The organism is Luteimonas terrae (assembly GCF_031457535.1).
Taxonomy (GTDB): domain Bacteria; phylum Pseudomonadota; class Gammaproteobacteria; order Xanthomonadales; family Xanthomonadaceae; genus Luteimonas; species Luteimonas terrae_A.
This window is the reverse complement of sequence record NZ_JAVDWO010000016.1, coordinates 1-12,431: the sequence shown is the minus strand read 5'-3', so window position 1 is coordinate 12,431 and position 12,431 is coordinate 1. Positions and strand designations below refer to the sequence as shown.

Below are 12,431 nucleotides of genomic sequence, written 5' to 3'. Positions count from 1 at the left end.
GAGGTCTCGCGGCGCGGCGCCGGGGTCGCCGCCTGGCCAGCGTCGAGCCTCGGGATGGACACACGCGGTGGAACCCGTCGCGTCGAGCGCTTGCGTATTCGTCCATCGGCGCATGTACGGGCACTGTCCGGCGCGGCCCGAAGCGCAAGGCTGATGCCGGTCCATGGATTCGAACGCACGCGTTCGAACCCCGGTGGACGGCCTCCTCGACAGGTGTGCAGCGCGGCCCCGTCCTGTCGCTGCCGGCGACACACCGGGCCGAGAGAACCCGCGCCTACAGCAGCGGCGAGCACAGCCGTGCGAGCGCTTCGGGCAGCCGGGCCGTCAGCAGCGGGCGACGACGGCCACGCTGCACGCGCGGGGCGTTCGCGAATTCGCGTTCGATGTACTGCGCAAGCGCGGCGGCCATGCCGGCGTCGTCGAACAGCACGGAGACTTCGAAGTTGAGCCGGAAGCTGCGATGGTCGAAGTTCGCGCTGCCGATCAGTGCCAGATGATCGTCGACCAGCAGCGTCTTGCTGTGCAGCAGGCGCGAGCGGTATTCGTAGATCTTCACCCCGGCGACCAGCAACTGGCCGAAGTACGAGCGCGCGGCCAGTGTCACCAGTTTCGAGTCGCTGGTCTTTGGTACCAAGAGACGCACGTCGAGTCCGGCGAGCGCAGCGGATGTCAGCGCCATCATCGCCGCCTCGCCGGGTACGAAATAAGGCGTCGTCATCCACACGCGCTGCTTCGCGGCATGGATCGCGCCCACATGCGCGCGATGGATCGCTTCCCAGTTGGAATCCGGCCCGGAGGTCAGCACCTGGGTGCGAATCGGTCCCGCGTCTGCTGCAGGGGTCTGGCGTTCGACTTCGGCGAGGAAGTCGCGGCGGCCGGTGGCGTAGGCCCAGTCCTCGGCGAACACCAGTTGCAGCACGCGCACCGATTTTCCGACCAGGCGCATGTGCAGATCGCGGTAGGCGTCGCTGCGCAGGCGCTCGTCCTGCTCGTCGGTGATGTTCATGCCGCCGGTGTAGCCGATGCGGCCGTCGATCACGACGATCTTGCGATGCGTGCGCAGGTTGGTCCACGGCCGGCGCCAGATGCGCCCGAAACGCATCGGGTGGAACCAGGCGAGTTCGCCACCAGCCTCGATCAGCGGCGCGAAGAACTTGCGTGACGCCTTTGAGCCGACAAAGTCGAGCAGCACGCGCACGCGCACACCGGCACGTGCGCGTTCGACCAGCGCATCGCGCAACGCAGCGCCGGTCGTGTCGGGCTCGTAGATGTAGTACTCGAGATGCACGTGATGCTCGGCGCGCGCGATGTCGGCGAGCAGCGCGGTGTATTTCGCCGCGCCATCGACCAGCAGCTCCACCTGCGCCGACGATGTCGCCGGCAAGCCAGTCGTCGCCTGCCCCAGACGCACGAGTTCGGCGGCTTCACCCTGCTCGGATTCGATCTGCGCGCTGCGCATCGACGCGCGGCTGTGGCTGCGGCGCAGGCGGTTGCGGCGGATCTTCTGCGGTCCGAACACGTGATAGATCAGAAACCCCACATAGGGCAGCAGGGCGAGGCCCAGCAGCCAGCTCAGGGTCGCCACCGGCTCGCGCTTCTGCAGCACGATCCACATGCCCAGCACCAGCAGATACAGCGCCCAGCCCACCGCCAGCAGCGTCAGGAAATGCGGCATGGTCGCGAACGACTCCCAGGCGCGCTGCAGGGATGTGGACATGGGGGACTCGACAACAGCGCCGATCGCGCCGCGCACAGGGTAGAGGCGACCTGCGAAAAAGCGCAGTGCCGATGCACTGTGACCTGTGACAGACGGGTGTTGCATCCACGCAACACAGGTCCAACCGCGCCACCGCGCGCTTGCAGGCGATCCACGGCGAATGCGCGTGTAACAGGACGCGACGGTGTGCGTGGCAGCACTCACTCGAATAACTTCCAAACAATTGATATGTAAGGATAAAAGAACTTGGCACGCGCCCTGCGTTGACTCCCTCGCTGAAGAACCGGGGAGCCGACAATGCGCCAACCAATCCAGACGGGCCTGATCCTGCTGCTGCCGTGCCTGACCCTGGCCGCAGGTGCCGTGCAGGCTGCCGGTGCGCGCGCCGGTGTGCATCCGACCCCCGGCGAGATGGTGCTGCTGCGCGACGTCAGTGCCCGTCATGCGGTACGCCAGGCGCCCCCGGGCATCGGCCTAATTGTCGATCCGACACCGAACCGGCAACTGATGCCGTCGCTGCCCGGCGGCGAACTCAGCGACGCGGACTTCCTTGCGCTCGACACCGGCCACCAAGTGCAGGGCGCGATGCGCGGCAACGGTGGTATCGCTGCGCCGGTCACGCAGGTGCTGACCGGCGCCCTGGGCGGTAGCGCAAATGCACGCGACGCCAGCGGCGTGCAGGGCGCCGGCACGCTCGGCGCGGCCACCGGCGGCGTCTCGGGCATGGTCACCGGCGCAACCCGCGGCATCGGCGGCCACATCACCGGGGCGCTGTCTCAGATGCCCTTCGCCCAGCCGGCGAACGGAGGCGGGCCGTGATCCGCGTGGCCGCCTGCCTCGCGCTAGGCCTGCTCGCCGCCGTGCCTGTGTTCGCCGCCGACGACTACCCGGCAATGCTCGGCTACCTCACGCAATCGCGCGTGGACGGCAATGCATTCGTCGGCGCATCCGGCGCGATCGCGATCAATCTCGCCGCCGGTGATCTCAACCAGCAGGCGAACCTGCGCGCGATCGCGGTCGGCACGCGTGCGATCGCCGATGTCGACGCGCGCCAGTCGCGCCGTCGCGAGTCCGCCACGACACCCGACACGGCCACGGCCGTCATCGCCGGCAATGCGCTCGCGGGTGCATCCGGCATCGCATCGATCAATCAGGCCAGTGGGGCCGGCAACGCGTCGTTCAACGCGGTGTCGCTCGCACTGGCGCAACAGGGCATACGCGAAGCCGACGACGACAGTGCCTTGTCGGCGGCGTTCGCGTCGGCGGGGCAACAGCACGGTTTCGAACACGGGGGCGCGACATCCGATCGTCGCGTGGCGTCCGTCGAGCCCACTGCACTGCAGGGCTTCGAAGGTGTGTTGCAGCTCAACCAGGTCGCGGGATCCGGGAACGACACCGGCAACACGCTGGCGATGTCGTTCCAGGCGGGGCCGTGACCGGGCACTTCAACAGGAACTCCACGAGCAGACGAGAGAGAGAGATCACAGACATGAAGACCATCAAGACCACCCTGCTGGCGATTGCCGTCAGCGCCGCCGGCGTCGGAGCCGCACACGCCCAGAGCGTCGACTGGCAGATCGTCGATTACGACATCACCATCGACGACACGCGCAACTATGAAACCAATGTCACCAACACCAATACCGACGTCAACCTCGAGTTGAACGCCTCGGCCAACCTCCTGCTGACGGCCGAAGCGGATCTGTACCTGCGCCAGAGCCTCGACCAGAGCGTGACCGAAACCACGGAGCGCAGCCTGACCGAAACCCACACGGTGGATTCCAGCGACTCCTTCGACCGCGCGGTCACCGTCGACCAGAGCCTCGACGAGGCCCATCGCATCCGCACCAACCAGGTGTACGAGAACATCGACCGCACCGAGAACGTGAGTTCCGACATCCGTCGCGAGCGCAACGAGCATGGCGTGTCGGTGAACCTCGAGAAGGATCTGTCGCTGAGCTCGGACATCGCCTTCAGCGGCGACCCGACCATCACCGGCAGCATCGATCTGGACTCGGCCGCGATCGCCGTGATCGACAACCGCCAGTCGGTGAGCGGCAATACCGGCCTGAACAAGGTGCTCGAGAACACCGCCAGCATCGCCGACGACGTGGGCTCGGAAGCCTCGGGCAATCTGCTGTTCAACGTCGCTGCGGGCGACAACAACGTGCAGGACAACGCCGCGGCACTGTCGGCCGCCGATGCGGGCTTCGCGTTCGGTCTCGCCGATGCCGAAGTGTTCGTGAACCAGATCGGTTCGCAGAACATGACGATGAACCACGGCGTGACCAACGACGCGGCCATCGGCGGCAATGCGTTCTCGGCGGCGACCGGCAACATCGGCGTCAACGTCGCCTCGGGCAACAACAACGCGCAGAAGAACGCGATGGCCGCCTCGGTCGCCACCGCCGCCTACGCGCAGGCCAGCGTCAGCTCCAACCAGGCGTCCAGCGGCAACGTGACGTCCAACGCCGGCAGCTACGAGCGCTTCACCGACACCGTCAACGTGTCGCTCAGCGGCACGATGCGCGGTAACTCGATCGCGGTGGGTTATGGCGGTTACGAGGGCAGCACCAGCGGCACGTCAGAGTCGCGGGGTAACGCCTACCAGCAGTCGAACTTCTACGCCGACATGTGGCAGGGCGAGCAGCACCCGGCCGGTCCGGTGATCGGACACGCGGACTTCGATGGCGCTTCGCAGGGCGCGGTGAACAACCCGTACCGCGGCTCCGACGAGCACGGCCCGATCGGTGGTCTCGCGTTCGATACCGACTCGCAAGGCACCTACGAGGGTTCGGAATCGGGCGAGCTGGCCTTCATCGAGCTGGGCTACACCGAGCTCGACGCGGCGCTCAGCGGCACGGTCACCACCTCGCGCTGGGTCGCGGTCGCGGCCACCAACGATGCCAGCCTGTCGGGCAGCGCCTTCAGCGCGGCCTCGGGCAATATCGGCGTGAACGTGGCGGCAGGTACCGGCAATCTGCAGGCCAATAGCCTGTCGATGGCGGTCGCGCAGCCGGGCGCAGCAGCGCCGCCTGCGGGCGGTGGCGGCGAGTAGCGGCGACGAGGTGCGATGTCCGGTCTGCCCCCAGGCCGGCGTCTCCCGGGAGCCCCGCGCCACATGCCCCGTGGCGCGGGGTCTTCCTTTCGAAGGTCGTGGCTTCCATTGCCGGAGGCGGGTCGCAGGTCCGGTAGTGGAAGACACGCGACGTGCGCAATGCGTCTGGAGTCGAATGCAATGATCCGTAGCTTGGCTGGCATCGCACTGGCGGTGCTCGTTCTGGCCGGGCCCGTCCGGGCGGCCGACGTGGCCTTCCACGGCATCCTGCCCAACGGGGCGGTGATGCCGGTCAACGTGGAAAGCATGCGCGAAGCACGCTTCCGCAACATCGTCCGCCAGCACACCGACTACAGCTGCGGCGCGGCGTCACTGGCGACGGTGCTCAAGTACGCCTACCGGCTCGATGTCGACGAGGCGACCGTCATCGAAGGGATGATGGGCCTGGCCGATCCGGACATCGTGCAGGCACGTGGTTTCTCGCTGCTGGACATCAAGCGCTACGTGGAATCGCTGGGCATGCGCGGCCGCGGGTATCGCATCGAGGAGGACCGCCTGCGCGCGTTGCGCGTACCCGGTCTGGTGCTGATGGATGTGCGTGGTTTCCGACACTTCGTTGTGCTCAAGCAGGTCAGCGGCGATTACGCGGAAGTCGCTGATCCGATCCTCGGCAACCGCAGCGTGCCGATGGCCGAGTTTCTCGAATCGTGGCCGTCGCGGGCCATTTTCATCGTCATAGGAAGCGACTTCGACCGTTCGAGCGTGCTGTTGCAGCCGGTCGAGCGCCCGAGCGCGAAGCGGCTGTTCGCGCGCCAGGGACCGGTGACCGATGCCGAGCTTCTGGACTTCGGCTTCAGTCATGCGGATCTGTTCTGACAGGGAGACATGAGATGCGCAATTACACGACATGGCTGGTGGCCATCGCCCTGGGCGCGAGCGTCGCGCCGGTGTGGTCCAGCGATGAGATGACACCCTCTCGCGCCAGCGGCCTGCACGAGATTCCCGACAGCGAGCTCGGCGCGATGCGCGGCCGCTACATCGTCGGCGACAACCGCATCGCCTGGTTCGGCGTGACCATGGTGTCGAACTGGGTCACCAGTGCCGGGCAATCGATACAGGGTGCGGTGAAGCTGGGCTTCGATCTGCGCGGTGCGAAGCCGGAGGTCAGCTTCCAGCCCAGCGTCACGATCACCGAACAGACACCGGCGCTGGCCGTCGCTGCGGGCACCGGCGACGTCGACGCGTCCGGACTCGCCAACGTCGGCGGACTGGTGCAGAGCGTGCAGGTCGCCGGCGACGGCAACATCGCGCGCAACGGCATGTCGCTGCAGGTGCGCGATGGTGACGTTCCCGTCGCGGCCGCGCACACCGGCAGCACGACGGTCGCCGACATGACGCTGGGCGGCGCACACGCGCGAGCGTCGCTCGAGGACGACGGCGCGCGGATCCTGCTGCAGGTCGCCGGTCAGGGCGCCGCGGAGCAATGGATCGATGCACGTTCGATCGGCCAGAGCATCCAGCTCGCCGGCAACGGCCAGGCGGTCGGCAACCAGTTGCAACTGGAGCTCGTGCGCCAGTCGGTGCCGTCCAGCCAGACCATCCACCAGAACCTGATCCAGGCCATCGGCATGACACGCGCCGGCGGCATCTGAGGCAGGCAGACACACGCGTCGATGCGGGAGGGGCAACTTGAAATCGACACCGATACGCGTGCGAAGGCCATTGGCCATCGCGCTGGGACTCGCGCTGCTGTGGCCGACGGTCGGCATGGCGCAGGACAGCGGGCAGATCACCGCAGAAGATCGTGCGCGCATGCAGCAGCTGCTGCAGGAGCTGCAGTCGCTGAAGCAGGCCTACGCGCAGGAAGTGCGCCGGCTGCGCGAACTGGATATGCAGATCCAGGCGCTGCAGGCACGCGTGGCGGGCGTGGCACCGGCCATCGCGCCACGTGACGCGCCGCAGGTGGCCGCACAAACGGAGGCGCCAGGATCGATGCCTCCAGCGCCACCGGCCGGTCCGTCACCGCCGCCGATCGCTTCGCCGGCATCGCGTGGCGACGAGGGGTACGCCAGCACCGCCGAGGATGCGCAGCGCGCCCAGGACACCGACTCGCGCAGCGTCGCCGACGTCAAACAGCAGAGCACCGCGTTGTTCAACCGCCGGCTCACGCTGGAAAACGGCATCAGCTACAACCGCTACGACCGCAAGCAGGTCACGCTCAACGGCTTCCTTGCGCTGGATGCGATCTTCCTCGGCAACATCGCCATCGAAAACGTCGAATCCGACACGGTGAACTACAACTTCGCCGCGCGCTGGGGCTTGAGCCCGCGCCTGAGCCTCAATCTCGACGTGCCCTACATCGCGCGCAAGACCGTCTACCAGAAGGGCGGCGCCGGCGGCGCGGCGGCTGCGATCGCGCAGGAGGAAACCGACGGCCACGGGCTGGGTGACATCAGTGCGAGCGCGAACTGGAAACTCTTCGGCGAACGAGGTCCCTGGCCGGAAACGGTGCTCAATGTCGGCGTCACCGCGCCGACCGGTCGTGAGCCCTACGGCATTCCGTGGCGTGTGCTCGAACGCGACTCCGACAATTTCATCCGCTTCGCCGTGCCCGAGGCGCAGCCCACCGGCAACGGCCTGTGGCAGGCGACCGTCGGACTGTCGGCGGTCAAGACCACCGACCCGGCGATCCTGTTCGGCAACGTCGGTTACGTGCGGTCGTTCGCAAAGGACTTCGGTGATCTGGACAACAACCCGGACACGACGAACCCCGGCCGGGTCGAGCTGGGTCATGCGTTCTACTTCGGCGCCGGCGTCGCCTTTGCGTTCAATGAGCGCACCAGCCTGAGCATCTCCTTCAGCGACCGGCTCAACGCCCGGGCACGGACGCGCTACGAAGGCGGCGACTGGGTGAAGCTGATCGGCAGTGATGCGAACGCGGCGACGATGAGCCTCGGCGTCACCCATGCGATGACATCGAATGCGACCTTCGTCGGCGTGCTCGGCATCGGCCTGACTCCGGATGCACCGGACTTCAACCTGACGGTGAAGGTGCCGTACTCGCTGTAGCTGAGCGCGTATCGTCGCGACGGCGCGCAGGCCGCGCTGCAGTCTGTATGAGCGCGCTTGCGCGCGATGGCGCTTTCCCGGCACAGCGCGTCGCGCGCAAGCGCGCTCATACAGGAAGACGCAGTTCGGCCTCAGCGGAACGCGTCCAGCGACACGCCGTGCTTGCGGCACAGCCGGTAGATCGTCACGCGCGACACGCTGAGCCGGCGCGCGCTGGCGCTGACGTTGCAGCCTGTCGCGCGCAGGGCATCGAGCAATGCATCGCGTTCGGTTCGATTGCGGTGATGGTCCAGCGCGACGATCTGTGCGTTCGAGTGTCCGAGCTGCAGATCCGTGGGTTCGATCAACGCATGCTCGGCGACCACCGCCGCGCGACGCACGCGGTTGAGCAGTTCGCGCACGTTGCCCGGCCATGCATGTTGCCGCAGGCACTGCCGCGCGGCCGCGCTGAAGCCGCGCGCCTGCACCGCGTGACCTGCGCGGAATTCATCGAGGAACTGGCGGGCGAGCAGTTCGACATCGGCGCCACGTGCGCGCAACGGTGGCAGCTGCAGGCGCAGCACGTCGAGGCGGTAATACAGATCCTGACGGAACCGGCCTGCGGCGATCGCCGCGTCCAGATCCACATGGGTCGCGGCGAGCACGCGCACATCGACCCGGATTGCATGATTGCTGCCGACGCGTTCGATCGTGCCCTCCTGCAGCACGCGCAGCAGATTGGTCTGCGCATCGAGCGGCAGGTCGCCGATCTCGTCGAGGAAGACGGTGCCGCCATCGGCCGATTCGAACAGGCCCATGCGCCGCGTGGCCGCACCGGTGAACGCGCCGCGCTCGTGGCCGAACAATTCCGACTGCACCAGCGTCGGCGAGATCGCGCCGCAGTTCATCGCCACGAATGGACGCGTGCGCCGGCTGGACAGATCATGCAGCGCATGCGCTGCAAGCTCCTTGCCGGTGCCGGATTCGCCGGTGATCAGCACCGGCAGTTCGACATCGGCGTAGCGATGCAGCAGTGCACGTACGCCGAGCATCGCCGCGCTCTCGCCGCCGACGCTGGCGATGTCGCGCCGCGGACTGCCGAGCAGGGTGGCGAGCGCGGCATCGAGCCGCTGCGAATCGAGAGGCTGCGGCAGGCGACCACCGCAGCGGGCCAGCACGCGCTGGCAGGGGGGATCGCCCGGGTCGAGCGTATCGTCGACCAGCGCCAGGCTCGGCAGGTCGGCGTGTTCGGCGAGGATGCGTTCGAACGCAGCCAGCCGTACGGCGTCCGCGCCGCGCAGATCCATCACCGCGATCACCAGATCGCCGCCACGCATGCCGACCTGGATGCCGGCTTCCGGACAGGCGATGCGCAGATGCCAGCCACTGGCCGCGAACACCGCTTCGTCGCGTGCGCCGGGCGTACCGAACCACACCGCGCAGCGTTGCACGCGAGGCGCCGTCATCGAGGCCACGGCGCGACCCCTCGCGGACGTGCGGACGGGCCGGCCAACGCCGGCATGTAACGGTCAAACATGCCCCCCTCCATTGGATGCCCCCGAGTGTTGATCCTGAACAACGCCGGGAGCGTCCACAGCCGGACAGACAGGGCATGCGGATTCCCCGGGCGGGTCGCAGGGGCTGAGACCGGCAGGGGTCAGACTGCCGGGATGAGTTCGCGCGCACCGCCCCCTGTTCCGGTCGCCCTGAAGGGACGCGGCAGCGCCTCGTGGGTCGCCGGCCGCTTCGAGAAGCGCGCCGCCGTGGCCGAGGACGACGGGTGGGACGCCCTGCAGCTGCAGCAGGACGACGCGATCTCGCCAGCCACGGTGGTCACCGAGGAGCGTGCGCGCAGCATCGTCAGCCGCAATACCTCGCCCGACATCAGTTTCTCGCAGTCGGTGAACCCGTACCGCGGCTGCGAGCATGGCTGCGTCTACTGCTTCGCCCGCCCTTCGCACGCCTATCTGGACCTGTCGCCGGGCCTGGACTTCGAAACCCGTCTGTTCGCCAAGACCAATGCCGCCGGGCGCCTGCGCGCCGAGTTCGCCCGCCCCGGCTATGTCTGCTCGCCCATCGCGCTCGGCATCAACACCGACGGCTATCAACCGATCGAACGGCGCTACGGCCTGACCCGGGCGCTGATCGAGGTCATGGCCGAGGCCCGCCATCCTTTCAGCATCGTCACCAAGAGCGCCAACGTCGTCCGCGATCTCGACCTGCTGGCGCCGATGGCGGCCGCCGGCCTCGTCACGGTGCATTTCTCGGTGACCTCGCTCGACAACCGCCTCTCGGCCCGCATGGAACCGCGCGCGGCGGCCCCGCACGCACGGCTGCGGGCGATGCGCACGCTGCACGAGGCCGGTGTGCCGGTCGGTGTACTGGTGGCGCCGGTCGTGCCGGCGATCACCGACCACGAGCTGGAAGCGATCCTCAGCGCCGCGCGCGAGGCTGGCGCTGGCAGTGCCGGCTACGTGCTGCTGCGGCTGCCCAACGAGCTCAAAGCGGTCTGGCGGGAATGGCTGGAGCTGCATTACCCCGAGCGCGCCGCGCACGTCATGAGCCTGTTGCAGCAACTGCACGGCGGCCGCGATTACGACAGCAGCTTCGGTCATCGCATGCGCGGGCAAGGCCCGTTCGCGGACCTGATCGCCGCGCGTTTTGCCCGGGCCAAGCGCGCGAACGGCTTCGCGCGTCTGCCACCGCTACGCACCGACCGGTTCGTGCCGCTGCGCCGTGCCTCGCCACAGGGCGAGCTGTTCTAGCGTCGCGTTCACGACGCCTGCACCTGGCGTCAACGCGCGCGTCTTCTACACTGCGCGGTCCCGCGTGAGACCTGCCGTTGCAATGTCCGATATCGCCCCACTGCGGACGACCGCCGATGCCGGCGCGTCCGTGGACCTGATCGACCAGCTGCCGACCAGCCTCGCTGTGCTCGCGCCTGACGGCCGCTGGCTGCGTGCGAACCCTGCGATGGGCGCGTTGTGGGGGATCGATCCGATTGCACTGACGGGCCGCGTCGCCCACCAGACGCACCTGCCGGCGCTCGCCGATCGCATCGACGCCGCCCTGGCCCAGCTCCCGGCCGCAGACGACAGCCTGCGCGATGTCGCTGTCACCGACGATGCGGCTGGCCGCCATCTGCGCCTGACCCTGCAGCCGCTGGCCGATGGCACCGCGCTGCTGCAACTGCATGACGACAGCGCGCTGAAGCGCCTTGAGGCCCAGCAGGAAACTCTGGCCTTCGGCATTTCGCATGAACTTCGCGCGCCGGTGCGCGCTATCGAGCAGTTCGCGCGCCGGCTGCTCGCCCACGACGCCGCCGCCGATCCGCAGACCGCCCGCGACCATCTGCAGCGGATCCAGCACGCGGCCGGCCATGCCGGGGGTCTGATCGACGCCCTGCTCGAAACCATGCGCGCCTCGCGGCCGCCGCGTGCGGCCGCCGCGGTCGACATCAGCCTGCTTGGCGACTGGATCTGCGCCGAACTGCAGGACGCCGACCCGGGCCGCGCCGCCGAGATCCACATCGCCCCGGACCTGTGGGCCTGGGGCGACGAACACACGCTCAAGCAACTACTCGGCAAGCTGCTGCACAACGCCTGGAAGTTCTCCGCGCATCGCGACACGGTGCGCATCGAACTCGAGGGCGAACGCGTCGGCGACCGCCTGCAGCTGCGCCTGCGCGACGCCGGCCGCGGGTTCGACATGCGCTATGCTGAACGACTGTTCGTGCCGTTCAGGCGCCTGCACAGCGCCGACGACGGGGCCGGACATGGTCTCGGCCTGGCCATCGCCCAACAACTGGCGCGTGCGCAGGGCGGACACATCCGCGTGGAATCGGAACCGGACGCCGGCACCACTTTCTTCATCGAACTGCCGGCGGTGCCGGACGAGGACGCAGCCGCGCCATGAGCGACCATACGATCCTGTTGATCGAAGACAACCCCGACGACGCAGAGCTGACACGCATCGCCTTCGCCGAAGCCGCCATCGACGGCCAGCTGGTCGTGGTCGGCGACGGCGCCGAGGCGCTCGACTACCTGTTCGCCCAGGGCACGTACGCGCAGCGCGACGCGGCGGACCTGCCGTCCATCGTGCTGCTCGATCTCAACCTGCCCAAGCTCGACGGCCGTGAAGTCCTGCAGGCCCTGCGCGCGAACCCCGCGACCCGCGGTCTGCCGGTCGTCGTGCTGACCACCAGCACCGAACCCTTCGATGTCGAAGCCAGCTACGCGCTGGGCGTCAACAGCTATATCCGCAAGCCGGTGGACTTCAAGCAGTTCGTCGAGGTGGTGAAGCAGATCGGGCTGTACTGGCTGGTGTTGAACCACCCGCGGGGGTGATGGTGTTGTTTCCGGGTTCGACTGCTGAGGTGGTCGGACTCGTCTGAGGCGAGCAACGATTAGGTCGCGGTGCCTGTGCTGAGCGCCGTGTTGGGCATGCATCCAGAAAAAGACGCCGCGACCGCTTTCGCTTGGTTTTTGCTTTTTGCTTTTGCTCTTGATCTGAAAATCGAGCCGTAAAGCGAGCCGAGCATCGCAGGGCGGCGGGGTCGAAGAGCAGCCCATGTCTGAGCGTAGCGAGTTTGGGCTGCGTGCCCCGTCG

11 protein-coding genes are annotated in these 12,431 nt (G+C 67.9%); 9 read left to right on the top strand and 2 right to left on the bottom strand.

Annotated features, from left to right (window positions below; translation table 11 throughout):
* Positions 1-274: 274 nt before the first annotated feature.
* On the bottom strand, positions 275-1,717 hold the full coding sequence (gene cls, locus J2W68_RS15995; protein ID WP_310237842.1) for a cardiolipin synthase: 1,443 nt from the start codon (positions 1,715-1,717) through the stop codon (positions 275-277).
* A 297-nt stretch (positions 1,718-2,014) separates the two neighbouring features.
* On the opposite strand from cls, the gene J2W68_RS15990 reads away from it, so the two are divergent.
* The 6 genes from J2W68_RS15990 (at position 2,015) to J2W68_RS15965 (ending at position 7,844) form a co-directional block, all read left to right on the top strand.
* Complete coding sequence (locus J2W68_RS15990) at positions 2,015-2,536, top strand: hypothetical protein (RefSeq protein ID WP_310237839.1); 522 nt, start codon at positions 2,015-2,017, stop codon at positions 2,534-2,536.
* Positions 2,536-3,153, top strand: a complete 618-nt coding sequence (locus tag J2W68_RS15985) for a hypothetical protein (protein ID WP_310238065.1) — start codon at positions 2,536-2,538, stop codon at positions 3,151-3,153. Before J2W68_RS15990 ends, J2W68_RS15985 begins: the two co-directional genes overlap by 1 nt.
* A 53-nt stretch (positions 3,154-3,206) precedes the next feature.
* Positions 3,207-4,775 carry an adhesin gene (locus J2W68_RS15980; RefSeq protein WP_310237836.1) on the top strand — a complete coding sequence of 523 codons (1,569 nt, stop codon included), beginning with the start codon at positions 3,207-3,209 and terminating at the stop codon, positions 4,773-4,775.
* A gap of 180 nt (positions 4,776-4,955) precedes the next feature.
* Entirely contained in the window at positions 4,956-5,651 is a 696-nt protein-coding gene (locus tag J2W68_RS15975) for a C39 family peptidase (protein ID WP_310237833.1), read from the top strand.
* A 14-nt stretch (positions 5,652-5,665) separates the two neighbouring features.
* Entirely contained in the window at positions 5,666-6,427 is a 762-nt protein-coding gene (locus J2W68_RS15970) for a hypothetical protein (protein ID WP_310237829.1), read from the top strand.
* Between the two features lie 37 nt (positions 6,428-6,464).
* Positions 6,465-7,844 (top strand): hypothetical protein, encoded by a 1,380-nt coding sequence (locus tag J2W68_RS15965; RefSeq protein ID WP_430539757.1) that lies wholly within the window; start codon positions 6,465-6,467, stop codon positions 7,842-7,844.
* A gap of 131 nt (positions 7,845-7,975) precedes the next feature.
* Here the strand turns inward: J2W68_RS15965 and J2W68_RS15960 are convergent, their stop codons facing one another.
* A complete protein-coding gene (locus J2W68_RS15960) occupies positions 7,976-9,289 on the bottom strand; it encodes a sigma-54 interaction domain-containing protein (RefSeq protein WP_310237826.1) in 1,314 nt (437 codons plus the stop codon).
* A gap of 204 nt (positions 9,290-9,493) precedes the next feature.
* Here J2W68_RS15960 and J2W68_RS15955 point away from each other — a divergent pair, with 204 nt between their 5' ends.
* The 3 genes from J2W68_RS15955 to J2W68_RS15945 all read left to right on the top strand — a co-directional run bounded on the left by J2W68_RS15955 (position 9,494) and on the right by J2W68_RS15945 (position 12,169).
* On the top strand, positions 9,494-10,588 hold the full coding sequence (locus J2W68_RS15955) for a PA0069 family radical SAM protein (protein ID WP_310237824.1): 1,095 nt from the start codon (positions 9,494-9,496) through the stop codon (positions 10,586-10,588).
* Positions 10,589-10,670: 82 nt separating this feature from the next.
* Positions 10,671-11,738 (top strand): PAS domain-containing sensor histidine kinase, encoded by a 1,068-nt coding sequence (locus J2W68_RS15950; protein ID WP_310237821.1) that lies wholly within the window; start codon positions 10,671-10,673, stop codon positions 11,736-11,738.
* Positions 11,735-12,169, top strand: coding sequence for a response regulator (locus tag J2W68_RS15945; protein ID WP_310237816.1), 435 nt, complete (start codon positions 11,735-11,737; stop codon positions 12,167-12,169). The genes J2W68_RS15950 and J2W68_RS15945 overlap by 4 nt, the downstream gene beginning before the upstream one ends.
* The last annotated feature ends 262 nt before the right edge of the window (positions 12,170-12,431 follow it).